The sequence below is a fragment of the Nocardioides kribbensis genome, assembly GCF_015070375.1.
GTDB lineage: Bacteria > Actinomycetota > Actinomycetes > Propionibacteriales > Nocardioidaceae > Nocardioides > Nocardioides kribbensis.
The window spans coordinates 166902-189652 of sequence record NZ_JADCLL010000006.1 but is presented as its reverse complement, the minus strand read 5'-3'; the positions used below and the strand labels follow the sequence as shown (position 1 = coordinate 189652).

Genomic DNA, 22751 nt, shown 5'->3' with positions numbered 1-22751 from the left:
TGGAGGTCCTGTGGACGGCTATTACGCCTTCATGCTCATCGCGACAGCGCTCGTGCTGATGATGACGGTGCCCGCGCTCGCCCTGTTCTACGGCGGCATGTCCCGCTCGAAGTCCGTGCTGAACATGATGATGATGTCCTACATCGCCGCCGCGATCGTGGGCATCCTCTACGTCGCGGTCGGCTGGTCGATGGGCTTCGGTGGCGAGGGCACCTTCTTCGCCAACCCCTTCGAGCTGTTCTGGCTCGACGGGGTCACGACCGACGCCTACATCGGCGTGATGTTCCAGATGACCTTCGCGATCATCACCTGCGCCCTCATCAGCGGCGCGGTCGAGGGCCGCATGAAGTTCGCCGCCTGGGTGACCTTCGTGCCGATCTGGGCCCTGGTCGTCTACTTCCCGCTGGCCCACATGGTCTTCAGCTGCACCGACGACTCCCTCATCTGCGGCCGCATCGGCGCCCAGGACTACGCCGGCGGCACGGCCGTCCACATCAACGCCGGTGTCGCTGCCCTCGTGCTCGTGCTGCTGCTCGGCAAGCGCGTGGGCTGGCCCCGCGACAAGATGCGCCCGCACAACCTGACGCTGACGATGCTCGGCGCCGGCCTGCTCTGGTTCGGCTGGTACGGCTTCAATGTCGGCTCGATCGTCTTCGGCGGTGAGAGCGAGGAGGCCGACATGGCCCAGTTCTTCTCCGAGACCGGCCGCACCTTCGCCAACACCACCCTCGCCACCATGGCCGCCATCCTCGGCTGGCTGGTCGTGGAACGGGTCCTGCACAAGAAGGCCACCTCGCTGGGCGCGGCCTCCGGCATCGTCGCAGGCCTGGTCGCCATCACCCCCGCCGCCGGCGCGGTCGACATCGAGGGTGCGGTCGCCATCGGCGCCATCGCCGGCGCGGTCTGCGCCTGGGCCGTCGGCCTGAAGTTCAAGGCGGGCTTCGACGACTCCCTCGACGTCGTGGGCGTCCACCTCGTCGGCGGCATCGTCGGCACGGTGCTGATCGGCATCTTCTCCACCAGCGACGGCGCCGGCGGCGTCGACGGCCTGCTCTACGGCGGCGGCGTCGACTCCCTGGTCGACCAGGTGCTCGGCGTGCTGGTCGCGGTCGTCTACTCCGGCGTGCTGACCGCGGTCATCGCGCTGGCCATCAAGTACACCATCGGGCTGCGCCTGGCCGAGGAGGACGAGGTCGGCGGCATCGACCTGGCCGCCCACGGCGAGTCGGCGTACGACCTGCACACCGGCGTCGGCGGCTCGGGCAACGCCACCAGCGTGCTCGCGCCGAAGACCCAGAAGGAAGGTGTCTGAGCCATGAAGCTCGTGACCGCGGTGATCAAGCCGCACAAGTGGGAGGACGTCCGTGAGGCCCTCGAGACCTTCGGCGTCACCGGCATGACCGTCAGCGAGGTCAGCGGCTACGGCCGGCAGAAGGGCCACACCGAGGTCTACCGCGGCGCGGAGTACGACATCGCGCTGGTGCCCAAGATCCGCATCGAGATCGTCGTCGAGGACGACGACGCCGAGGACGTCGTGGGCATCGTCGTCAAGACCGCCCAGACCGGGCGCATCGGCGACGGCAAGGTCTGGCTGAGCCCCGTCGAGAGCGTGGTGCGCGTGCGCACCGGCGACCGGGACGCAGCCGCACTGTGATCCACCGGACGGGCCCGGCCCCCTCACGCAGGGGTGCCGGGCCCGTCCCGTCCCGCACCGGCCGGCCGACCCGCGGCGCGGGGCGCTGCCCGCCGCCGGGGCCGTCCGGCATGATCGGCCCCACCTTCCCGGCTCCCGCCGGCCCGCCCGACCCAGGAGAGACCCATGAAGCTCGTCACCGCGGTCATCAAGCCGCACAAGTGGGAGGACGTCCGCGTCGCCCTGGAGAGCGTCGGCGTCACCGGCATGACCGTGAGCGAGGTCAGCGGCTACGGCCGGCAGAAGGGCCACACCGAGGTCTACCGCGGCGCGGAGTACGACATCGCGCTGGTGCCCAAGATCCGCCTGGAGATCGTCGTCAACGACACCGACGCCACGACCGTGGTCGACACCATCGTGGCCAGCGCCGCCTCGGGCCGCATCGGCGACGGCAAGGTCTGGGTCTCACCGGTCGAGTCGGTGGTGCGCGTGCGCACCGGTGACAAGGACGACGCAGCCCTCTGACCGTGCCTCCCCACCCCCACGCGCACCCCCAGCACGCCGAGCACCCCCGGCACCCCCGGCACCCCCGCACGAGCCGGCAGCAGGCCCCCGCATGAGCGCCGCCGACCGCGCCCGCCGCACCGCCGAGGCCGACGCGCTGTGCACCAAGGCCTACGAGGCCGCGGGAGGCCAGGACACCGGCACGGCCCTGGTCGCCGTGGGCGGCTACGGCCGCGGCGAGCTCGCCCCGCACTCCGACCTCGACGTCGTGCTGGTCACCGAGGAGGGCGTCGACCCCGGCGAGCTGGCCCACCAGCTGTGGTACCCGCTGTGGGACTCCGGCACCACCATCGACCACTCCGTGCGCTCGATGCCGCAGATGCTGGCCGCGGCCGAGGCCGACCTCCGGGTCGCGCTCGGGCTCATCGACACCCGCCACCTGGCCGGCGACCCGAGCCTGACCCTGAGGCTGCGCACGACCGTGCTGGCCCACTGGCGCCGCCGCTCGCGCGAGCGGCTGCCGGACCTGCACGAGATGGTGCGCTCGCGCCACGAGCGGGTGGGGGAGCTGGCCCACCTGTCGGTGCCCGACCTCAAGGAGGCGGAGGGCGGGCTGCGCGACGCCACCGTGCTCAAGGCCCTGGTCGCGACCTGGCTGGTCGACGTGCCCCACGTCGAGCTCGAGCGCAGCCGCCAGCAGCTGCTCGACGTGCGCGACCTCGTGCAGGACGCCGCCGGACGCGCCACCGACCGGGTCAACCCCGAGACGTGGAGCGAGCTGGCCACCGGTCTCGACCTGCCCGACGCGCGCAGCGCGCAGGTGCACGTGCGCGAGCTCGGGCGGCGCATCACGCACCTCTCGCGCCTGACCTGGCGGCGCGTCGACGACGTGCTGGCACGCCCGGCCCAGGTCGGCGTACGACGCCCGTCGCTGACGCCGGTCGCGCCCGGGGTGGCGCTGGCCGGTCGCGAGATCGTGCTCGACGCCCGCGCCAAGCCCGCCCAGGACCCCGTGCTCCTGCTGCGCGCCGCCGCGGCCGCCGCCGAGATGGACGTCGTGCTGGCCCCGCCCACCGCGGCGCGGCTGGCGCGCGAGTGCCCGCCGCTGCCCGACCCGTGGCCGGCCGAGGCCCGCCAGCAGCTGGTGCGGCTGCTGGCCTCGGGCCGGGGGCTGCTGCCGGTGTGGGAGACCCTCGAGGAGACCGGGGCGCTCACCCGGCTGCTGCCCGAGTGGGAGCGCATCCGGCTGCTGCCGCACGCCTCGGCCATCCACCGCTTCACCGTCGACCGCCACGTGGTCGAGACCTGCATCGAGGCCTCGGCGCTCATCCGCCACGTCGGACGGCCCGACGTGCTGATGGTGGCCGCGCTGCTGCACGACATCGGCAAGGGCTCGCTGACCGAGCACAGCGTCGCCGGCGAGCCCCTCGCCCGGACGATCGCGACCCGGATGGGCTTCGCCCCCGACGCCGTCGACCTCATCGCCTCGCTGGTGCGCTGGCACCTGCTGCTCTCGGAGACCGCGACCACCCGCGACCCCGACGACCCGGCCACCGTCGACCGGGTCGCCAGCCGCATCCGCACCACCGAGGCGCTGGCCCTGCTGACCGCGCTCACCGAGGCCGACGCCAAGGCCGCCTCGGCCCCGGCGTGGTCGAGCTGGCGCGCGGGCCTGGTCCTGGACCTGTCGCGGCGGGTGCGCACCGCGATCGACACCGGTCAGAGCCTGCCGGTCGTGGAGACCGACGAGGTCGACATCCCGGAGGCCGTGCGCCGCGGGGCGGTGTCGGTGAGCGTCGAGGCCACCCCCGACGGCTCGCGCGTCACCGTCATCGCCCCCGACCGGGTCGGTCTGCTGGCCGACTTCGCCGCGATGTTCGCCCTGCAGCGCATCGCCGTGCGCGCCGCGCGGGTCTGGGCCCAGGACGTCTACGGCGTCTCGGTGTGGGAGGTCGCGCAGAGCGACCTGACCGGGGCCTTCCTGCTGGAGAAGTACGACGCGATCGTCGAGGGCCGGGTCGACCCCGCGGCGCGGCTGACCCCGCCCGACGCCACCACGCTGGCGCCCACGGTGGAGGTGCGGGCCGACGCGTCGGCCTCGGCCACGGTGCTCGAGGTGCGCACCGCCGACCGCCCGGGGGTCGTCTACCTCGTGTGCTCCGCCCTGGCCCGCCTCGACGTCGCGGTGCGCTCGGCGCACGTCGACACCCTCGGGCCGCAGGCGGTCGACGTGTTCTACCTCCAGGAGGCGGGCGCCGGTCAGCTGGCCGAGACCCGTGCCGCGGCGGCGGCGCACGCGGTCAGGGCGACCTTGTCGGGGGAGTCGCGTTAGGCTCGACGCCGACTGCTCGCCCGTTCGACGCCCCCGAGGACACCCTTGTTCGCCACACTCTCCGACCGTCTCGCCGACACCTTCAAGAACCTGCGGGGCAAGGGTCGGCTCTCCGAGGCCGACATCGACGCCACCGCGCGCGAGATCCGCATCGCGCTGCTGGAGGCCGACGTCGCGCTGCCCGTGGTCAAGGAGTTCGTGGGGGCGGTCAAGGACCGTGCCCGCAGCGAGGAGGTCAGCGGTGCGCTGAACCCCGCCCAGCAGATCATCAAGATCGTCAACGAGGAGCTCGTCGCGATCCTGGGCGGCGAGACCCGCCGGCTGCGCTACGCCAAGTCGGGCCCGACCGTCATCATGCTCGCGGGCCTCCAGGGCGCCGGCAAGACGACCCTGGCCGCCAAGCTCGCGCTGTGGCTCAAGGACCAGGGCAAGACCCCGATGCTCGCGGCCTGCGACCTCCAGCGGCCCAACGCCGTCAAGCAGCTGCAGGTCAACGGCGAGCGCGTCGGCGTGCCGGTCTTCGCCCCCGAGCCCGGCAACGGCGTGGGCGACCCCGTGTCGGTGGCCCGGGCCTCGATCGCCGAGGCCCGGCGCACCCTGCACGACGTGGTCATCGTCGACACCGCCGGGCGCCTCGGCATCGACGCCGAGCTGATGCAGCAGGCCTCCGACATCCGCGACGCCGTGCAGCCCGACGAGGTGCTCTTCGTCGTCGACGCGATGATCGGCCAGGACGCCGTGGTCACGGCCCAGGCCTTCCTCCAGGGCGTCGGCTACGACGGCGTCGTGCTCACCAAGCTCGACGGCGACGCCCGCGGTGGCGCGGCCCTGTCGATCGCCTCGATCACCGGCAAGCCGGTCATGTTCGCCTCCAACGGCGAGAAGCTCACCGACTTCGACCTCTTCCACCCCGACCGCATGGCGTCGCGCATCCTCGACATGGGCGACATGATGACCCTGATCGAGCAGGCCGAGAAGACCTTCGACGCCGAGCAGGCGATGAAGGCGGCCGAGAAGCTCTCGGGCCGGGGCGGGCAGTTCACCCTCGACGACTTCCTCCAGCAGATGCAGCAGGTGCGCAAGCTGGGCTCGATGTCGAAGATCATGGGGATGCTCCCCGGGATGGGCCAGTTCCGTGAGCAGCTGGAGAACTTCGACGAGCGCGAGATCGACCGCATCGAGGCGATCATCCGCTCCATGACCCCCGGCGAGCGGGAGAACCCCAAGCTCATCGACGGCTCGCGTCGCGCCCGCATCGCCAAGGGGTCGGGGCGTCAGGTCTCCGACGTCAACCAGCTCGTCGACCGCTTCTTCGAGGCGCGCAAGATGATGGAGCAGATGGCGCGCGGTGGCGGCATGCCCGGGATGCCCGGCATGCCGGGGATGCCGGGGATGGGCGGGCCCAAGCGCGGCAAGGCCAAGGCCCAGCCCAAGAAGGGCAAGGGCGCCAAGCGCTCCGGCAACCCCGCGAAGGCCGCCCAGGAGGCCGCGGCCGCCAAGGACAAGGCGGGTGCGGTCAACCCGTTCGCCACCCCGGGCGAGGACGTCGACTACGAGCAGGCGGCCGCGGCCCTCGACCTGCCGAAGGACTTCTCGAAGTTCCTGAAGTGACCGGCGGTGACGTGACCCGACCCGGGGACGGCCCACGGCCGTGACCTCCGTGCTGGTCGTCGACGGCGCCAACGTCGTCGGCTCGCGACCCGACGGCTGGTGGAAGGACCGCGCGGGCGCCGCACGCCGGCTCCACGAGCGGCTGCTGGTGGCCGACACGCCGTACGACCGGATCGTGCTGGTGCTCGAGGGCGCGGCCAAGGGCGGGGTGCGGGCCGGTCGCGACCAGCACGTCACCACCGTGCACGCCCCGCGCGACGGCGACACGACCATCATCGAGCAGACCCGGGTGGCCTGCGAGCGGGGCGACCAGGTCGTCCTCATCAGCGCCGACCACGTGCTGCGGGGGCGCTGCGAGGGCCTGGGCGCCCGGGCGATGAGCCCGTCGTGGCTCCTGGACCAGATCGTGCGCTGAGCCCGGGCGGCCCGGCGGCCCAGCGGCCCGGCGCGGGCGGGGCCGAGCCCCTCAGCCTGCCGGTCCCGCGGCCGCCGTGCGCAGCACCGCGAGCGTGAGCGCCCCGACGACCTCGGCCCGGTCGCCGAGGTGCCCGGGGCGGACCTCCAGCGCCGCCGCGGTGGCGGGCTGGGCGTAGCGGTCGATGGCGTCGCGCACGCCGGCCACCACCGAGCCGCACGCACCGAGCGCGCCGCCGACGACCACCGTGGCCGGGTTGAGGCTGTTGCCGAGGTCGGCCAGCGCCCGTCCGAGCGTGCGGCCCGCGTCGGTGAGGACGCGTCGCACCGCCGGGTCGCCGGCCTCGTCGAGCGCGCGCAGCCGCTCGGTGGTGAGCGTCTCGTCGTACGCCGGCTGGAGCACGGCCAGCAGGTGGGGCAGGGCCACGAGGGTCTCCAGGCAGCCGCGGTTGCCGCAGCGGCAGACGTGCCCGTCCTCGCCGACCTGCACGTGGCCGATCTCGCCGGCCAGACCGGTGGCCCCGCGGTGCAGCCGACCGCCCAGGACGATGCCGGCGCCGACCCCGGTGGAGAGCTTCACGTAGACCAGGTCGCCCCGGTCGCGGGCCGCCCCGTGGCGACTCTCGGCCAGGGCGCCGAGGTTGGCGTCGTTGTCGGCGTGCACCTCGACGTCGAGTCGCCGGCCCAGCTCCTCGCTCGGCACCAGGCCGCGCCACCCGGGCAGGATGCCCGTCGAGATCCGCGCCGAGCGCCGGTCGACGGGGGCGGGCACGCACAGCCCGACCGCCGCCAGCTCGCTGCGCTCGCGACCGGCCGCGCGCAGCGCGCTGCGCACCATGTCAGCGCACAGGTCGAGGGTCTGGGGCCCGTCGAGGTCGGCCTGGGTGCCGGCCTGCTCCTCCACCAGCACGGTGCCGCTGCGGTCGGCCAGGGCCACGCGCACGTGGGCGTGGCCGACGTCGACCCCGGCCACGCACCCGTCGGGCACCGACAGCGCGACCAGCACCGGGGGGCGCCCGCTGCCGCCCTTGTGGGGCCGTCCCCGCTGGGCGGTCTCGACCACGGCCCCGTCGGCGAGCAGCGCGAGCACCAGGTTGGACACCGCGGAGCGGGACAGGCCGGCCGCGCGCGCCAGGTCGGCGCGGCTCATCGGCCCGCGCGCGGCCAGCAGGCCGGTGAGGGCGCGCGCGTTGCCCGACGGTCGGGCCGACTCGGCCCGTGGGCGCCCTCGCTCGGTCACCGCACCACCGTGGCGGGAGCGACCGAATATGTCCAGCACCTGCACGAATCAGTCCGGATGTGACGGGCGTTACGCGTTGACGGTGGCGGAAAGGCGTTCCTAGGTTGAGCGGGCGCGGCCCCCGCCGCGCCCGGTCCGACCGGTCCTCTCCCTTGAATCTCGGCAAGGAGACCCCCATGTCCCGCTTTGTCACCCCCACCCCGGCCGCCTCGGCGCCGCTCCCGCAGGCGCCACGTCACCGTCGCTCCCGCCTGGCCGTCGGTCTCGCGACCGCCGCCCTCGCCGCCGGGCTCGTGCCTGCCGGGCTCTCCGCCTCCACCGCCGCCGTGTCCGCCGCGGGTCCCGGCGCCTCCTCCGCCCCGGCCTCCGACGAGGTCCTGCCCTACCTCGACCCCTCGCTGCCGGTCGCGGAGCGCGTGGCCGACCTGCTGGGGCGCATGACCCTGGCCGAGAAGATCGGCCAGATGACCCAGGCCGAGCGGCTCGACGTGGCGGCCGACCCCACGCTGGTCACCGAGTACGGCCTGGGCAGCGTGCTGTCGGGCGGTGGCTCCGTGCCCGACCCCAACACCCCCGAGGCGTGGGCCGACGCCGTCGACACCCTGCAGCAGGCCGCGCTCGACTCGCGGCTCGGCATCCCGCTGCTCTACGGCGTCGACTCCGTGCACGGCCACGGCAACCTGCTGGGCGCCACGGTCTTCCCCCACAACATCGGCCTGGGGGCCACCCGCGACCCCGCGCTCGTGCGCCGGATCGGGCACCTCACCGCGATCGAGACCCGGGCCTCGGGCCCGCAGTGGGCCTTCGCCCCGTGCGTCTGCGTGGCGCGCGACGACCGCTGGGGCCGCACCTACGAGAGCTTCGGGGAGACCCCGTGGCTCGCGACCCGCATGGAGACGGCCATCGACGGCCTCCAGGGCGGCCCGGGCCAGCTCGACGAGACCGACCGGGTGCTGGCCACGGCCAAGCACTTCGCCGGCGACGGTCTGACCGACTGGGACACCGGCGAGGGCGACTACACCCTCGACCAGGGCATCGCCCGGGTCTCGCGCGAGGAGTTCGACCGGCTCGCGCTCTCGCCCTACCCCGACGCGGTGGGCAGGCACGACGTCGGCTCGATCATGCCGTCCTTCTCCAGCGTGGACTGGACCGACGACGGCCTCGGCGACCCGGTCAAGATGCACGCCAACCGCGAGCTGCTCACCGACGTGCTCAAGGGGGAGATGGGCTTCGAGGGCTTCGTCGTCTCCGACTGGCGCGCCCTGCACCAGATCCCCGGCGACCTCGACGACCAGGTCGAGGCGTCGGTCAACGCCGGGGTCGACATGTTCATGGAGCCGGCCGCGGGCACCGACCCGGCGTGGCGGGAGTTCATCGAGACCCTGACCGGCCTGGTCGAGGAGGGTCGGGTGAGCCAGGAGCGCATCGACGACGCCGTCGGGCGCATCCTGACCGCGAAGTTCGAGCTCGGGCTCTTCGAGGCCCCCCTCACCGACCGGTCGCGCATCGACTCGATCGGCAGCCCCGCCCACCGTGCGGTGGCCCGTCGGGCGGTGGCGAAGTCGCAGGTGCTCCTGCGCAACCGCGGCCAGGTGCTGCCGCTCGCCGTGGACACCGTGCGCGGGCCGAGCCGCCCCGTCTACGTCGCGGGGAGCAACGCCGACAACATCGGCAACCAGTCGGGCGGGTGGACCCTCACCTGGCAGGGCGGGTCGGAGAACGTCGTGCCCGGTGACACCGTGCTCGACGGCGTCCGGGCCGCGACCGACCGACCGGTCCGCTTCAGCGAGACGGCCGACACCCGGGTGCCGAAGCGCGCCGACGGCGTCGTCGTGGTGGGCGAGACGCCCTACACCGAGGGCTTCGGCGACGTGGGCGGCCCGCAGTGGGCCTACGACCCCGCCGACGGCGGGGTGCCGCGCCCGCAGCAGACGATGCGCCTCACCGACGCCGACCGGGCCGCGGTCGAGAAGGTCTGTGCCGCTGCCCGCACCTGCACGGTGCTGGTCGTGTCGGGTCGTCCGATGATCCTGCCCCCGGCGCTCGTGCGCAGCACCGACGCGCTCGTCGCCTCCTGGCTGCCCGGCAGCGAGGGAGCCGGCGTCTCCGACGTGCTGTTCGGCGAGCGGGCCTTCACCGGCAGGCTGCCGGTGACCTGGCCGCGGACCCTGGCCCAGGAGCCGATCAACGTCGGCGACGCCGACTACGACCCGCTCTACGCCTTCGGCCACGGCCTCACGACCCGTCGCTGAGCGGCGACGCCGGGAGGACCTGCGCACCCGCGACCGGGCGCGCAGGTCCTCGTCGGGGCCCGGTGGGCGCGGTAGCGTCCCGGGCATGGCTGCCACCAGCGCTCGCCCCCGCTCCGCAGGCTCCGCCCGACCGCCCGTCCTGCGCGTGCGCGGGCCGGTGCTGCCCGGCGACGACGTCTCCCGCGACCTCTACGTCGTCGACGGGCACGTGACCTACGAGCCGCAGCCGGGCGCGGAGACCGTCGCCACCGGCTGGGTGCTCCCCGGCCTGGTCGACGCCCACAACCACCTCGGCATGGAGGACCACGGGGCCGTCGACGCGGACGAGGTGGAGCGCCAGGCCCTGCAGGACCGCGACGCCGGGGCGCTCCTGCTGCGCGACTGCGGCTCGCCCGCCGACACCCGCTGGGTGCACGAGCGCGAGGACCTGCCCCGCCTGCTGCGCGCGGGTCGCCACGTGGCACGCACCCGCCGCTACATCCGCCACTACGCCGACGAGGTGGAGCCCGTCGACCTCGTGCCGACCGTCGTGGAGCAGGCCCGCTCCGGCGACGGCTGGGTCAAGCTCGTCGGCGACTGGATCTCGCGCGAGCAGGGCGACCTCGCGCCGTCCTTCCCCGCCTCCGACTTCGCGGCGGCGATCGCCGCCGCCCACGCCGAGGGCGCACGGGTCACCGCCCACTGCTTCGGTCGCGACGTGCTCGACGGCCTCCTCGACGCCGGCATCGACTGCATCGAGCACGGCACCGGGCTGTCGACCGCCCACCTCGAGCGCATGGTCGCCGCGGGCACCGCGCTGGTGCCGACGGTGATGCAGACCGACAAGTTCCCGGAGTTCGCCGACGCGGGGCGGGAGAGGTTCCCGGCGTACGCCGCCACGATGGAGGACCTCCACGCCCGCCGACGCGAGACGCTGCTGAGTGCGCACGAGGCGGGCGTGGCCCTCTTCGTCGGCAGCGACGGGGGCGGGGCGCAGCGCCACGGTCACCTCGCGGGCGAGGTGATGGCCATGGTCGAGATGGGGCTGCCCGCCGCCGACGTCGTCGCGGCGGCCTCCTGGTCGGCCCGCGCCTGGCTCGGGCACCCCTCGGGGCTCGAGGAGGGCGCGCCCGCCGACCTCGTCGTGGTCGAGCGCGACCCCCGCCGCGACCCGTCGGTGCTCTGGGAGCCGAGCCGGGTGGTGCTGCGCGGTCGCGTCGTCGCCTGATCCCGGGGGTCGCGCCCGTCCGGCCTACTCCCGCGCGCGCGCCCGGTCGGTGGCCGCCTGCTCCGTCATCGCGTCGGCCGCCTCGTCGATGATGGCGCGCATCGCGTGCTCGGCGCCGGCGCCGTCACCCGTGCGCACGCAGCGCGCGACCTCGTCGTGCAGCGCGATCGCGGTCGGGTTGGGCCGCGCCGGCATGAGGTCGTGGTGGGTGCGCCCGGCGAGCACCTCCTCGACCAGGCCCGCGAGCGCACGCACCATGTCGTTGCCGCTCGCGTCGAGCAGGGTGCGGTGGAAGGCCACGTCGGCCAGCAGGTAGGCCTCGAGGTCGCCGGTGCGGCCGTGCACCGCCATGTCGGTCGTCGCCTCCGCCATGGCCCGGCACTGCTCCGGGGTGGCGCGGTCGGCGGCCAGGCGCGCCGCGACGGGCTCGAAGCCCTGGCGCAGCTCGCTGATGGCCAGCAGCTGCTCGGTGCGCCCGGAGCCCTCGAGGCGCCAGCGCACCAGCCGGGGGTCGAAGACGTTCCAGTCCGAGGGGTCCTGCACGGTCACGCCCACGCGGCGGCGCGAGACGACCATGCCCATCGACTCCAGGACCCGGACGGCCTCGCGGGCCACCGGGAGCGAGACGCCGTGCTCGCGCCGGATCGCGTCGAGCGTGAGGACCTCGCCCGGTGCCACCTCGCCCGACGCCAGCCGTGACCCCAGGGCGTCGAGGGTGTCGACGTGGAGCGCCCCGTGCGGGCGCGCGCCAGGGCTGGGGGCCTCGGCGGGCGGGTCGAGGGGGCTCATGGCGCCCATCCTCCCAGGCGGGCCGGGAGGGTCGACCCGGAGCGTCGGAGAAAAGAACGCATCTTTGAACCTTCCAATTGCCAATGATCCGATCATTGGTCATAGTGTGCGTGCAGTCACACGATGTGTCGACGGTCACGGCCGTCGCGACGACGGGAGCACGATGCCGGACACGACCCGCCCCCCGGGACCTCCGGGACCCGCGAGACCCCTGGCCCTGGTGATGGGGGTGTCCGGCTCCGGCAAGTCGACGGTGGGGGCCGCCCTGGCCCGACGCGCGGGGGTGCCCTTCGCCGACGCCGACGACTTCCACCCGGCGGCCAACATCGCCAAGATGGCTGCGGGGATCCCGCTGGACGACGCCGACCGCGCCCCGTGGCTGGACCTGCTGGCCTCGTGGCTGCGCGAGCACGAGGTCGGCGGGGGAGTGCTGAGCTGCTCCGCCCTCAAGCGGTCCTACCGCGACCGGCTGCGCGACGGGGCCGGGCGTCTGCTCGTCGTCCACCTCGCGGGCAGCCCGGCCGTCATCGCGCGTCGCCAGGCCGCCCGCCCGGGGCACTTCATGCCCGCGTCGCTGCTGGCCTCCCAGTTCGCCACCCTCGAGCCGCTGGCCCCCGGTGAGCCGGGCGCCGTGCTCGACGTGGACCGACCGGTCGACGTGCTGGTCGAGCAGGCACTCGCCCTGCTCGCCGGGCCCGTCGTCACCCCTGGCCGCCCCCGCGCCACCCCGTCCGACCCCGCCACCCCCTGGCCCGCCCGGGCCGACAGGAGCTGACCCCATGACCCTCCCGCAGATCCTGCCGCTCGCCGCGGCCGAGCTGGCCGAGCCCGTCGCGGGCGGCGGCCGGCTCGTGCTGGCGGCCCTGGCGGCCATCGCCCTCATCGTCGTCTCGATCACCTGGCTCAAGCTCCACCCGTTCCTCGCCCTGATCGTCGGTGCGCTGGCCGTCGGCATCCTGGCCGGGCAGAACGTCAACGGCGTCATCACGAGCTTCTCCACGGGCTTCGGGTCCACCGCGGCCGGCGTGGGGGCGCTCATCGCGCTGGGTGCGATGTTCGCCAAGCTCCTCGCCGACTCCGGCGGCGCCGACCAGATCGTCGACACGATCGTCGGCAAGGCCTCGCCCCGGGCGCTGCCCTGGGCCATGGCCGGCGTCGGTGCGCTCATCGGGCTGCCGATGTTCTTCGAGATCGGGCTCGTGCTGCTGATGCCGGTGATCTACCTGGTGGCCCGCCGCGCGCAGCTGTCGGTGATCACGATCGGCATCCCCACCCTGGCCGGGCTCTCGGCCATGCACGGCCTGGTGCCGCCGCACCCCGGTCCGCTGGTGGCCATCGACTCCCTCGGCGCCGACCTCGGTACGACGCTGGCGCTCGGCGTGCTCGTGGCCGTGCCGACCGTGGTCGTCGCGGGCCCGCTCTTCGGCAGGCTCGCCGGGCGCTGGGTCGACGTACCGGCCCCGGACCTCTTCGAGGCCGAGGAGCGCACCGACGCCGCCGCCCGGCCGGCCTTCGGCCTGACGGTCGCGACCGTGCTGCTCCCGGTGGTGCTGATGATGGCCAAGGCCCTGGTCGACATCGGCATCGAGGACGAGACCGACACGGTGCGGCAGGTCTTCGACGTCGTCGGCAACCCCTTCGCCGCCCTGCTGATCGCCGTGGTCGTGGCGATGTTCACCCTCGGGCGCGGCTCGGGCATGGACCGCGCCGCCATCACCTCCTCGGTCGAGAGCTCGCTGCCGGCCATCGCCGGCATCCTGCTCATCGTGGCCGCCGGCGGTGGGTTCAAGCAGGTGCTCGTCGACACCGGCATCGGCACGCTGCTGGCCGACTGGGCCGGCGGCGCCAACGTGTCGGTGCTGCTCCTCGCCTGGGTCCTGGCCGTGCTCATCCGCCTCGCGACCGGCTCGGCCACGGTCGCCACCATCACCGCCTCGGCGCTCATGCTCGGCCTGGTCGAGGGGCTCAGCCAGGGCGAGGTCTCGCTGGTCGTGCTGGCCATCGGCGCGGGCTCGGTGTTCTTCTCCCACGTCAACGACGCCGGCTTCTGGCTGGTCAAGGAGTACTTCGGCCTGAGCGTCGGGCAGACCATCAAGTCGTGGTCGCTGATGGAGACCGTGCTGTCGGTGAGCGGGCTCGTCTTCGTGCTGCTGCTCGGCCTCGTCATCTGACGGGGAGGTCCCACGGGGAGGTCCGCGGGGCGATTTAGCCCACCCGGGGGTCTCTGGCATCATTGCTCGTCGAGTCCTGCGTGCCCGGTCCCTCTCACCCGGTCGCGCGGTGCCCTCGAGGCGATCGGGCCCGGTGTTTCCCCACCTGGTGCACGCTCCCTCACCCACCACGATAAACGAGGAGACACCACAAACGTGGCCGTCAAGATCCGCTTGAAGCGCCTGGGCAAGGTCCGGGTGCCGCAGTACCGCATCGTCGTCGTCGACTCGCGCAAGAAGCGCGACGGTCGAGTGATCGAGGAGATCGGCAAGTACCACCCCAAGGAGGACCCGTCGTACATCGACGTCGTCTCCGACCGGGCGCAGTACTGGCTGGGCGTCGGCGCGCAGCCGACCGAGGCCGTCGAGGCCATCCTCAAGGTCACCGGTGACTGGCAGACCTACAAGGGTCTCCCCGGCACCGAGGGCACGCTGAAGACGAAGGCCGCCAAGCGCGACAAGCTCGACATCTTCAACGAGGCCCTCGCCGAGGCGCACAGCAGCCCCAAGGGCGACGCCGTGACCAAGAAGGCCAGCAAGAAGGCCGACGAGAAGCCCGCCGAGGAAAAGCCGGCCGAGGTCCCCGCCGACGAGACCCCCGCGGTCGCCGCCGAGCAGGCCGAGGCCGCCGAGACCCCGGCCGCTGACGCCGAGGCCGAGAAGACCGAGGCCTGAGCGTCGTGCTGGCCGAGGCGCTCGAGCACCTGGTCCGCGGCGTCGTCGACAACCCCGACGACGTCTCGGTCCGCGACAAGCAGCTGCGACGCGGCTCGATCCTCGAGGTCCGGGTCCACCCCGACGACCTCGGCAAGGTGATCGGTCGCGGCGGGCGCACGGCGTCGGCCTTCCGCACCGTTGTGTCGGCCCTGGCCGGTCGCGAGGGTGCACGCGTCGACTTCGTCGACGTCGACCGCCGCCGCTGAGCCCTCCGGGCCAGCAGCGCCGACCGGCAACCGCGTGAACGGGTGCCGCCCCCCGGGGCGGCACCCGTTCGGCATTTCGCACCACCCGCCACCACCGAGAGGACCCGCCGTGCCCCCGTCATCTCCGAGCGCCCCCGGCACGCCCCCGGGCGAGCCCACCATCGAGCTGGTCGTCGGCCGCATCGGCAAGCCCCACGGCATCCGCGGCGAGGTGACCGTCGACGTGCGCACCGACGAGCCCGAGCGCCGCTTCGGCGACGGCGCGGTGCTGCGCGCCGAGGCGCCCCGCGGCTCCTCCTCGCCGCTGCGCTCCGTGAGCGTCGTCCGGACCCGCTGGCACCAGGGCGTGCTCCTCGCGACCTTCGCCGAGCTGCCCGACCGCAACGCCGCCGAGGCCGCCCGCGGGCTGCTGCTGCACGCCACGGTGCCGGCCGACGCGACACCCGACGACCCCGACGAGTACTACGACCACCAGCTGGTCGGCCTCGCGGTGCACGACCTCGACGGCACCGAGCTCGGCACGGTCACCGCCCTGGTCCACGGCGGCGCCCAGGACCTGCTGACCGTGCGCACCCCGTCGGGCCGCGAGGGCCTCGTGCCCTTCGTCAAGGCGCTCGTGCCCGAGGTCGACCTCGTCGCGCGACGCGTCGTCGTGGCCGACCGACCGGGGCTCGTCACTCCGCTGCCCGAGGACGCCTGAGCCCGTCGTGCGCCTCGACTACCTCACGATCTTCCCCGACTACCTCGCGCCGCTGTCGCTCTCGCTGCCCGGCAAGGCGGTGGCCAAGGGGCTGATCGAGCTCCACGTGCACGACCTGCGCTCGTGGGCCCACGACCGCCACCGCACCGTCGACGACACGCCGTACGGCGGGGGCGCCGGCATGGTCATGAAGCCCGAGCCCTGGGGTGAGGCGCTCGACGAGGTGCTGGGCGCCGGCGGGCCCGACCAGGCGCCGGCCACGGTGGTGTTCACGACGCCGTCGGGGGAGCCGATGACCCAGGCCCTGGCCCGCGAGCTGGCCGGTCGCGAGCGGCTGGTCTTCGCCTGCGGACGCTACGAGGGCATCGACCAGCGGGTGCTCGACCACGCCCGCACTCTCGCCGAGGTGCGTGAGGTCTCGCTCGGTGACTACGTGCTCAACGGCGGCGAGGTGGCGGCGCTCGCCATCACCGAGGCGGTCGTGCGACTGCTGCCGGGCTTCATGGGCAACGCCGCCTCGCTGGTCGAGGAGTCGCACGAGGACGGCCTGCTGGAGTACCCCGTCTACACCAAGCCCGCGTCGTGGCGCGGCCACGACGTGCCGCCCGTGCTCCTCGGCGGCAACCACGGCGCGATCGCGGCCTGGCGCCACGACCAGGCCGTGCGACGCACGGCCGAGCGGCGCCCCGACCTGCTGCACGCCAGCGCCGCGGTGAGCGGGGAGTGGGCCGCCGTGCCGGCCGTGCGCGGCGACGCGGCCGAGCTCCTCACCCTCCAGCTGGCGTGCTGGGTGGGCGAGGCGCTGGTCAACGGCGACCTCACCCTCCCTCCGCTGCAGGAGGGCCTCGACGACGTCACGGCCTCGCTGTCGTCGTGGGACACCTACGTCGTGCGCTCGGCCGGGCGTCTCGTCGGGTCGGTGCGGGGAAGGCTCGACGGGCGCACCTGGGAGATCGGGCGTCTCATGGTGGCACCCGACCTGCGCGGGCGCGGGCTGGGACGCCACCTGCTCGAGCACGCCGAGCGCGTCGCGGCGCCGGAGGCCACGGCGTACCGGCTCTTCACGGGGGCCGCGAGCACCGCCAACCTGCGCCGCTACAAGCGCGCGGGCTACTCGGTGCGCGAGGTGCTCGACGGTCCCTCGGGGCCCGCGGTGCTGACCAAGCCCCGTCGCGGCTGACGCTGGCCGGCCGCTCAGGCTGATTCACCCCCGCCCGCCCGGCTGTGGCAGACTTGCGCACCGGCCAGTCGGCCAAATCCGGATCACCCCGAGGCGCTGCCCAGCAGCCGCCGGCAGGGGGGTCTGCGTCGGGCACCTGCCACAGGGGGAGCACGACGCCGCCGGCCACTCGCACTGCGCCCGACACCTGAACACGCACGACCATCCGACACCGCGGCTGACCTGTGGCACCCGCGAGGAGAACCATGACCAACGTGATTGCCGAGCTCGGCAACTCCCTCAAGCGCGACGACGTCCCGGCCTTCCGCGCCGGCGACACCATCAAGGTCCACGTCAAGGTCGTCGAGGGCAACCGCTCCCGCGTCCAGGTGTTCCAGGGCGTCGTCATCCGCGTCCAGGGCTCCGGCATCGGCCGCACCTTCACCGTGCGCAAGGTGTCCTTCGGCGTCGGTGTCGAGCGCACCTTCCCCCTGAACTCCCCGATCTTCGAGGAGATCGAGATCGTGACCCGCGGTGACGTGCGTCGCGCCAAGCTCTACTACCTGCGCAACCTGCGCGGCAAGAAGGCGAAGATCAAGGAGCGCCGCGAGGCCTGAGCGGTTCTGCTCCCCGCAGCACCACCGGCTTCCTAGACTCACCCGCGTGACCTCACCCGACCGCGACCCCGTGCCCGTCGAGAGCGACGGCACCGCGCACCCGACCGAGACCGGTCGGGGCGCGGAGCCCGACCCGGCCGTCACGGAGTCGCGGTCGCGGTCGTTCCCGGGCGCGCGGGGACCGCGCCGGGAGCGCCCGCTGCCGTTCGGGGTCGAGACACTGGTGCTGCTCGCCGTCGCGGTGGGTCTGGCGGTGCTGGTGAAGACCTTCCTCCTGCAGGTCTTCTACATCCCCTCGGAGTCGATGGAGCCCGGCCTGGTCGAGAACGACCGGATCGTGGTGCAGAAGGTCTCCTACTGGGGCGGCGGCACCCCCGAGCGCGGTGACGTCGTGGTCTTCCAGGACCCCGGCGACTGGCTGGGCGAGGAGGAGACGCGCACCGCGAGCAACCCGGTCACGAAGGGCCTCGACGCGATCGGCCTCTACCCCGGCGGCGGCCACCTCGTGAAGCGCGTCGTCGGCGTCGCGGGCGACACCATCGTGTGCTGCGACGAGGCCGGGCGGATCAGCGTCAACGGCCTGCCCATGGAGGAGGACGCCTACGTCCTCGACGAGAAGAACATCAAGTGCCGCGGGCCGATGCTCGGCGACTGCGACTGGCAGGCGGGACCCGTGCCGGTGGGCACCGTCTTCGTGATGGGCGACAACCGCGGCCACTCCGCCGACTCCAGCTTCCAGATGTGCGCCGAGGGCGACACCGCCTGCGTGCCGGGCGACGAGTTCGTGCCGGTCGACGACATCGTCGGCAAGGTGATGGCCGTCTTCTGGCCCGTCGGGCACGCCGGGCTGCTCGAGCGTCCCGACGTCTTCGCGGACGTGCCCGACCCGTCGTGAGCCTGCTCCCGCGCGGTGCCACGGTCCGGCGCGACGCCGGGCTCTACGGCTACGAGCGCGCCCTGCGACGCCACGGCATCGAGACCGTGGCCGGGGTCGACGAGGCCGGGCGCGGCGCCTGCGCCGGCCCGCTCGTGGCCGGGGCCTGCATCCTGCCCGCCGGTCGGGCGGGGATCGTGCCGGGTCTGGCCGACTCCAAGCTGCTGACCGAGCGGGCCCGCGAGCGGTGCTACGACCAGGTCGTGCGGCGTGCCCTCGCCTGGTCGGTCGTCGTGGTCTCGCAGGAGGAGTGCGACCGCCTCGGCATGCACGTCGCCAACATCGAGGCGCTGCGCCGTGCGGTGGCCCTGCTCGACGTGGCCCCCGACTACGTGCTCACCGACGGCTTCCCCGTCGACGGCCTCGGCGCGCCGGGGCTGGCGGTCTGGAAGGGCGACCGGGTGGCCGCCTGCATCTCCGCGGCCTCGGTGCTGGCCAAGGTCACCCGCGACCGGATCATGACCGAGCTGCACGAGCAGTGGCCGGCCTACGACTTCGCCACCCACAAGGGCTACATCACCGAGACCCACACCGCGGCGCTGCACGAGCACGGCCCCTCGCCGGTGCACCGGATGCGCTTCGTCAACGTCCGCCGCGCCGCGGGCCTGGAGCCCCCCGCGGGCTCAGAGCCGCTCGGGCACCCCGAAGCGGGTCTGCACCCCGGTCGAGAACAGCACCGAGTCGGGCGCTGACCCGCTCACGCCGGGGAGACCGGCCGCGGCGACCAGCTCGTCGTCGAGGGCGCTCACCCGGGCGCGGCGCAACGGCCACGGGCCGTGGGTGTTGGGCACCCACAGGGTGCGCCCCAGCACGCTGGTGTGCAGCCCGAAGCGGGCGGTGAGGAAGAGGTCGAGCGGGCTGGGCTCGGCGACCGGCTCGCCCACCTCGATCTCGAGGCGGCTGCGCGCGCGGCCGCGGGCGCGGCGTACGGAGTCGTAGCGGACGCGGGCGCCGGTGACGTCGGCGTCGTGGGGGAGCGCGGCCGGGGCCATCGTCATGCCGGCCCAGCGGTAGGGCACGTTGAAGGTGAGGTTGGCGCCGGCCACCACCGCGAGCCGCTCGGCCTCGAGGGAGCGGAAGACCACGCCGTGACGGCCGCGGTCGTCGGTGGAGTAGAGCCTGACGTTGGTCTCGAGGAAGGTGCCGAACCACGGCGCCGTGCTGCGCCGCCCGAAGCCCGCCTCCACCATCCGGAAGGGGATGAGGCCGACCCAGGCACTGCCGTCGTGCAGGTCGGGGCGCACCCCCGGCGGGAGCAGCGGTGCCACCCGGTCGGGATCGACGCGCCAGTGGACGAAGGCGATGTCGCGCCACCACTGGTTCATGATCGGGCGGCCCGGCAGCGGGGGCCCCTGGGCCTCGACGGGCCGCCCCGGGCCTGGGGGCACTCGGGTGTCGCTCACGTGTCTACGATGCCAGTGCGCACGGCCCGCGACCCCACCCCTCGGGCCCGCCCGCACCGACGACGAGGAGAGCGATGAGCGCCGAGGATCTCGAGAAGTACGAGACCGAGATGGAGCTGACCCTCTACCGCGAGTACCGCGATGTCGTGGGCATCTTCAAGTACGTCGTCGAGACCGACCGGCGCTTCTACCTGTGCAACCAGGTCGACGTGAAGGCGCGCACCGAGGCCGGCGACGTCTTCTTCGAGGTGTCGATGAGCGACGCCTGGGTCTGGGACATGTACCGCCCCGCCCGCTTCGCCAAGAACGTGAAGGTGCTGACGTTCAAGGACGTCAACGTCGAGGAGCTCAGTCCTTCGGACATGGATCTGCCCGAGAAGTAGTCCTTTCGGGCCATCTGCCCGCAGCTGGCCGCGCGCCCCTGAGCGCCTTCCCTAGCCTCGCTCGTGGAGCTCGGGGGCTGCTGTGCGGGGTGAGGGAGACATGGGTCTGCGACAGGGACGCGACCGCGAGCGGGGCGCGGCCGCGGTCGAGTTCGCCCTCGTGGCGCCGCTGCTGCTGCTGCTCGTCTTCGGGATCATCACCTACGGCTACATGCTGAGCTTCCGCCAGGCGATCAGCCAGGGGGCGGCCGAGGGTGCCCGTGCGGCCGCCGTGGGCGCCCAGGCCTTCAACACCACCCAGGAGGCCTCGCGCCGCACGGCCGCCCTGGCCAGCGTGAACGAGGCGCTCCAGAGCTACGGCGTCTCCTGCAGCTCCGGTGCCACCTGCACGGTCACCTTCACCACCTGCGGCAGCGCCCGCTGCGTGCAGGTGCTGGTGTCCTACCCCTACGCCGCTCGGCCGCTGACCCCGAAGCTCCCGCTCGTGCCGCTGCCGCAGACGCTGAGCTACACCGCGACGGCGAGGGTGAGCTGATGCTGCGGGGCACCTGGTGCGTGCACCGTGACGAGCGCGGCCAGCGCGGCCAGCGCGGCGCCGTCGCGGTCTTCCTCGCGGTCACCATCGCCCTGCTGCTCGCCGTGGCCGCGCTCGCCGTCGACCTCGGCACCCAGCGCGTCGTGCGCCGTGACATGCAGGCCATCGCCGACGTCGTCGCGCTCGACATGGCCCGTGAGATCGACGGCCGCTCCCAGGCCCAGCTGGCCGCGCTGGTGACCACCTCGTCCACCTCGCTGCTGAGCCAGAGCGTCGCCCGCAACAGCACCACGCTCGGCGACGACCTCGTCGTGACCGCCGACTGGGGGTCGTGGAACGGCACGACCTGGAACACGACCGCCGAGCCGCCCACCGCCGTCAAGGTCGTCGCCAGCGCGAGCACCGACTTCGCCTTCGCCGCCGGCTCGGGCAGCGCGACGCGCACGGCGTACGCCACCTCGACCACGACCGCCTGCCACGCCCTGGGGTCCTACGCCGCGGCGGTGCGCAGCAACGACTCGGCCCTGCTCGCCCCGCTCAACAGCCTGCTGGGGGTCGACCTCACGCTGGTCGGCTACCAGGGCATCGCCAACACCGAGGTGAGCCTGGCCCAGCTGGCCGCGACCGCCGTGCTCGGCACCGAGACCGAGCTGCTCACCGCGCCGGTGGCCTTCGGCGACCTGGTCAAGGGCACCATCGACGTGCTCAACAAGGAGAAGCCGGCCGGCTACAGCGCGGCCGTCAGCGCCCTCGGCTCCTTCCTGGCCGTCGCCGGCAGCGTGCCGGCGGTGCGGCTGGGCTCGCTGCTCAACATCTCCCCGACCGACAGCGCCGCCCTGGAGACCGGGCTCAACGTGCTCGACCTGATCGCGGGCTCGGTCGGCGTCGCCACCGGCCAGCACGCCGTGGCCGTCCCCAACCTCCAGGCGCAGGTGCCCGGCCTCGGCAGCCAGGTGACCGGCGGGATCTTCGTGCAGCAGGGCAGGCAGACCGCCTGCGGCGCGCCCAACTCGGCCGAGGCACGTGCGGCCACGAGCCAGATCGCCGGCGACCTGGGCCTGACCTTCGTCAACCTCCCGAGCATGAACCTCAACCTCGGCCTGGTGAAGGGCACCCTGCAGACCCCGAAGGCCACCGGGAACGTGCACCTCAAGCTGGGCAACGCCACCTCCCAGCTCGTCGACCCGCCCCAGGTCCACTGCGGCAACGGCACCACGACCGACCCCTCGACCTTCTCGGTGGCCGTGGCCAGCGGGCTCGCGGAGTACAGCCTCACCGTCGACCTCGAGGTCAAGGGCACCCTCAAGCTCGAGCTGCTGCTGACCTCGGTCGACGTGGCGGTCGACGTGGGGGTGAGGCTCACCATGAGCAGCCCCGCCCCGGCCGCGACCAGCACCGTCTCACTGGCGCTGCCTCCCAACGACGTCACGCCGAAGTCGACCGGCGGCACCGTCAACGTGCTCAGCTCGGTGGTGCCCACCATCACCTCCTCCTCCATCACCGCCGCCGGCCTGACCCTCAACGCCAGCCAGATCACCTCCGTCACCACGGCGGTGCTCGACGGGCTCACCAACGGGCCCAACGCCTTCGTCAACAAGACCCTCACCCCGCTGGCCAGCAACCTCGACAGCCAGCTCGTCGGCCCGGTCGCCAGGCTCCTGGGCGTGCGGGTGGGTGGCGCCGACGTGTTCGCCCTCGAGGCGGTGTGCAGCCTCCCCGCACTGCGCGGCTGAGCCGGTCGCCGTCCTCCAGTGGGACGCGGGCCGTGGTGGATCTGTTACCGATCTGAGGATCTCGCGTTGATTTTACCGAGCGAGCGCTCAGCACGGGTCCGGCCCGACCGATGCTCCTTGTCGCTGACGCGTGTCCACCGGGGGACCTGAGCAGCGCTCCCGAGAGGCGACC

Annotated in this window: 23 protein-coding genes and 1 pseudogene; 21 read left to right on the top strand and 3 right to left on the bottom strand. The window is 73.6% G+C overall.

Translation table 11 applies throughout. The features are described 5' to 3' along the window. The first annotated feature begins 31 nt into the window (after nt 1-31). The 6 genes from IR170_RS14105 (at nt 32) to IR170_RS14080 (ending at nt 6495) form a co-directional block, all read left to right on the top strand. Nucleotides 32-1312 (top strand): ammonium transporter, encoded by a 1281-nt coding sequence (locus IR170_RS14105; RefSeq protein WP_193665017.1) that lies wholly within the window; start codon nt 32-34, stop codon nt 1310-1312. 3 nt (nt 1313-1315) lie between these two features. Beyond that, nucleotides 1316-1654 carry a P-II family nitrogen regulator gene (locus IR170_RS14100; RefSeq protein WP_056862361.1) on the top strand — a complete coding sequence of 113 codons (339 nt, stop codon included), beginning with the start codon at nt 1316-1318 and terminating at the stop codon, nt 1652-1654. Nucleotides 1655-1819: 165 nt separating this feature from the next. Then, the gene (locus IR170_RS14095) at nt 1820-2158 is read left to right on the top strand and encodes a P-II family nitrogen regulator (protein WP_056862362.1); all 339 of its coding nucleotides are present in this window, start codon (nt 1820-1822) and stop codon (nt 2156-2158) included. A 91-nt stretch (nt 2159-2249) separates the two neighbouring features. Next, nucleotides 2250-4469 (top strand): [protein-PII] uridylyltransferase, encoded by a 2220-nt coding sequence (locus tag IR170_RS14090; RefSeq protein ID WP_193665015.1) that lies wholly within the window; start codon nt 2250-2252, stop codon nt 4467-4469. Between the two features lie 45 nt (nt 4470-4514). Next, complete coding sequence (gene ffh, locus IR170_RS14085) at nt 4515-6080, top strand: signal recognition particle protein (protein WP_056862364.1); 1566 nt, start codon at nt 4515-4517, stop codon at nt 6078-6080. A 40-nt stretch (nt 6081-6120) separates the two neighbouring features. After that, a complete protein-coding gene (locus tag IR170_RS14080; protein ID WP_193665013.1) occupies nt 6121-6495 on the top strand; it encodes a hypothetical protein in 375 nt (124 codons plus the stop codon). A gap of 51 nt (nt 6496-6546) precedes the next feature. Here the strand turns inward: IR170_RS14080 and IR170_RS14075 are convergent, their stop codons facing one another. Continuing rightward, complete coding sequence (locus IR170_RS14075; protein ID WP_319805090.1) at nt 6547-7734, bottom strand: ROK family transcriptional regulator; 1188 nt, start codon at nt 7732-7734, stop codon at nt 6547-6549. A 176-nt stretch (nt 7735-7910) separates the two neighbouring features. Here IR170_RS14075 and IR170_RS14070 point away from each other — a divergent pair, with 176 nt between their 5' ends. Together IR170_RS14070 and IR170_RS14065 are read left to right on the top strand one after the other, a co-directional pair. After that, nucleotides 7911-9986: a glycoside hydrolase family 3 protein gene (locus tag IR170_RS14070; protein ID WP_193665011.1), complete on the top strand. Its 2076-nt coding sequence runs from the start codon at nt 7911-7913 to the stop codon at nt 9984-9986. Nucleotides 9987-10071: 85 nt separating this feature from the next. Further along, nucleotides 10072-11193 carry an amidohydrolase family protein gene (locus IR170_RS14065; protein WP_193665005.1) on the top strand — a complete coding sequence of 374 codons (1122 nt, stop codon included), beginning with the start codon at nt 10072-10074 and terminating at the stop codon, nt 11191-11193. Between the two features lie 24 nt (nt 11194-11217). On the opposite strand, the gene IR170_RS14060 is transcribed toward IR170_RS14065, so the two are convergent. Further along, entirely contained in the window at nt 11218-11982 is a 765-nt protein-coding gene (locus IR170_RS14060) for a FadR/GntR family transcriptional regulator (RefSeq protein WP_193665002.1), read from the bottom strand. 223 nt (nt 11983-12205) lie between these two features. Here IR170_RS14060 and IR170_RS14055 point away from each other — a divergent pair, with 223 nt between their 5' ends. The 10 genes and pseudogenes from IR170_RS14055 to IR170_RS14015 all read left to right on the top strand — a co-directional run bounded on the left by IR170_RS14055 (nt 12206) and on the right by IR170_RS14015 (nt 19217). After that, a complete protein-coding gene (locus IR170_RS14055) occupies nt 12206-12757 on the top strand; it encodes a gluconokinase (RefSeq protein WP_193665236.1) in 552 nt (183 codons plus the stop codon). Nucleotides 12758-12761: 4 nt separating this feature from the next. Then, on the top strand, nt 12762-14153 hold the full coding sequence (locus tag IR170_RS14050; RefSeq protein ID WP_193665000.1) for a GntP family permease: 1392 nt from the start codon (nt 12762-12764) through the stop codon (nt 14151-14153). A 195-nt stretch (nt 14154-14348) separates the two neighbouring features. Then, complete coding sequence (gene rpsP / locus IR170_RS14045) at nt 14349-14867, top strand: 30S ribosomal protein S16 (protein ID WP_193664998.1); 519 nt, start codon at nt 14349-14351, stop codon at nt 14865-14867. Nucleotides 14868-14872: 5 nt separating this feature from the next. Continuing rightward, complete coding sequence (locus IR170_RS14040; protein WP_056862370.1) at nt 14873-15115, top strand: RNA-binding protein; 243 nt, start codon at nt 14873-14875, stop codon at nt 15113-15115. A 109-nt stretch (nt 15116-15224) separates the two neighbouring features. Further along, nucleotides 15225-15815 (top strand): ribosome maturation factor RimM, encoded by a 591-nt coding sequence (gene rimM / locus IR170_RS14035; RefSeq protein ID WP_251531390.1) that lies wholly within the window; start codon nt 15225-15227, stop codon nt 15813-15815. A 7-nt stretch (nt 15816-15822) separates the two neighbouring features. After that, nucleotides 15823-16530: pseudogene (trmD, locus tag IR170_RS19575) on the top strand (tRNA (guanosine(37)-N1)-methyltransferase TrmD); the annotation flags it as partial. Continuing rightward, nucleotides 16528-16995 carry a GNAT family N-acetyltransferase gene (locus IR170_RS19570; protein WP_319805107.1) on the top strand — a complete coding sequence of 156 codons (468 nt, stop codon included), beginning with the start codon at nt 16528-16530 and terminating at the stop codon, nt 16993-16995. The pseudogene trmD and the gene IR170_RS19570, both read left to right, overlap by 3 nt. 245 nt (nt 16996-17240) lie before the next feature. After that, nucleotides 17241-17591: a 50S ribosomal protein L19 gene (gene rplS, locus IR170_RS14025; protein WP_056862372.1), complete on the top strand. Its 351-nt coding sequence runs from the start codon at nt 17241-17243 to the stop codon at nt 17589-17591. Nucleotides 17592-17637: 46 nt separating this feature from the next. Beyond that, nucleotides 17638-18486 carry a signal peptidase I gene (gene lepB, locus IR170_RS14020; protein ID WP_319805089.1) on the top strand — a complete coding sequence of 283 codons (849 nt, stop codon included), beginning with the start codon at nt 17638-17640 and terminating at the stop codon, nt 18484-18486. Further along, nucleotides 18483-19217 carry a ribonuclease HII gene (locus IR170_RS14015; protein ID WP_193664994.1) on the top strand — a complete coding sequence of 245 codons (735 nt, stop codon included), beginning with the start codon at nt 18483-18485 and terminating at the stop codon, nt 19215-19217. The genes lepB and IR170_RS14015 overlap by 4 nt, the downstream gene beginning before the upstream one ends. On the opposite strand, the gene IR170_RS14010 is transcribed toward IR170_RS14015, so the two are convergent. Then, nucleotides 19149-19928, bottom strand: coding sequence for a YqjF family protein (locus IR170_RS14010; RefSeq protein WP_319805088.1), 780 nt, complete (start codon nt 19926-19928; stop codon nt 19149-19151). The genes IR170_RS14015 and IR170_RS14010 overlap by 69 nt on opposite strands. Before the next feature lie 74 nt (nt 19929-20002). Between IR170_RS14010 and IR170_RS14005 the strand changes: the two genes are divergently transcribed. From IR170_RS14005 to IR170_RS13995, 3 genes are all read left to right on the top strand, one after another. Beyond that, nucleotides 20003-20311 carry a DUF2469 domain-containing protein gene (locus IR170_RS14005; protein ID WP_056862375.1) on the top strand — a complete coding sequence of 103 codons (309 nt, stop codon included), beginning with the start codon at nt 20003-20005 and terminating at the stop codon, nt 20309-20311. 100 nt (nt 20312-20411) lie between these two features. Then, nucleotides 20412-20846 (top strand): TadE/TadG family type IV pilus assembly protein, encoded by a 435-nt coding sequence (locus IR170_RS14000; RefSeq protein WP_193664992.1) that lies wholly within the window; start codon nt 20412-20414, stop codon nt 20844-20846. After that, nucleotides 20846-22579 (top strand): pilus assembly protein TadG-related protein, encoded by a 1734-nt coding sequence (locus IR170_RS13995; RefSeq protein ID WP_193664990.1) that lies wholly within the window; start codon nt 20846-20848, stop codon nt 22577-22579. Before IR170_RS14000 ends, IR170_RS13995 begins: the two co-directional genes overlap by 1 nt. Nucleotides 22580-22751: the final 172 nt, after the last annotated feature.

Coding starts and splice junctions, on each gene's coding strand:
- IR170_RS14095 (WP_056862362.1), top strand. CDS start 1,820: ATGAAGCTCGTCACCGCGGTCATCAAGCCGCACAAGTGGGAGGACGTC.
- IR170_RS14060 (WP_193665002.1), bottom strand. CDS start 11,982: ATGAGCCCCCTCGACCCGCCCGCCGAGGCCCCCAGCCCTGGCGCGCGC.
- IR170_RS14055 (WP_193665236.1), top strand. CDS start 12,206: ATGGGGGTGTCCGGCTCCGGCAAGTCGACGGTGGGGGCCGCCCTGGCC.
- IR170_RS14050 (WP_193665000.1), top strand. CDS start 12,762: ATGACCCTCCCGCAGATCCTGCCGCTCGCCGCGGCCGAGCTGGCCGAG.
- rplS (WP_056862372.1), top strand. CDS start 17,241: ATGACCAACGTGATTGCCGAGCTCGGCAACTCCCTCAAGCGCGACGAC.
- IR170_RS14090 (WP_193665015.1), top strand. CDS start 2,250: ATGAGCGCCGCCGACCGCGCCCGCCGCACCGCCGAGGCCGACGCGCTG.
- IR170_RS14070 (WP_193665011.1), top strand. CDS start 7,911: ATGTCCCGCTTTGTCACCCCCACCCCGGCCGCCTCGGCGCCGCTCCCG.
- IR170_RS14065 (WP_193665005.1), top strand. CDS start 10,072: ATGGCTGCCACCAGCGCTCGCCCCCGCTCCGCAGGCTCCGCCCGACCG.
- IR170_RS13995 (WP_193664990.1), top strand. CDS start 20,846: ATGCTGCGGGGCACCTGGTGCGTGCACCGTGACGAGCGCGGCCAGCGC.
- IR170_RS14100 (WP_056862361.1), top strand. CDS start 1,316: ATGAAGCTCGTGACCGCGGTGATCAAGCCGCACAAGTGGGAGGACGTC.
- IR170_RS14000 (WP_193664992.1), top strand. CDS start 20,412: ATGGGTCTGCGACAGGGACGCGACCGCGAGCGGGGCGCGGCCGCGGTC.
- IR170_RS14005 (WP_056862375.1), top strand. CDS start 20,003: ATGAGCGCCGAGGATCTCGAGAAGTACGAGACCGAGATGGAGCTGACC.
- IR170_RS14105 (WP_193665017.1), top strand. CDS start 32: ATGCTCATCGCGACAGCGCTCGTGCTGATGATGACGGTGCCCGCGCTC.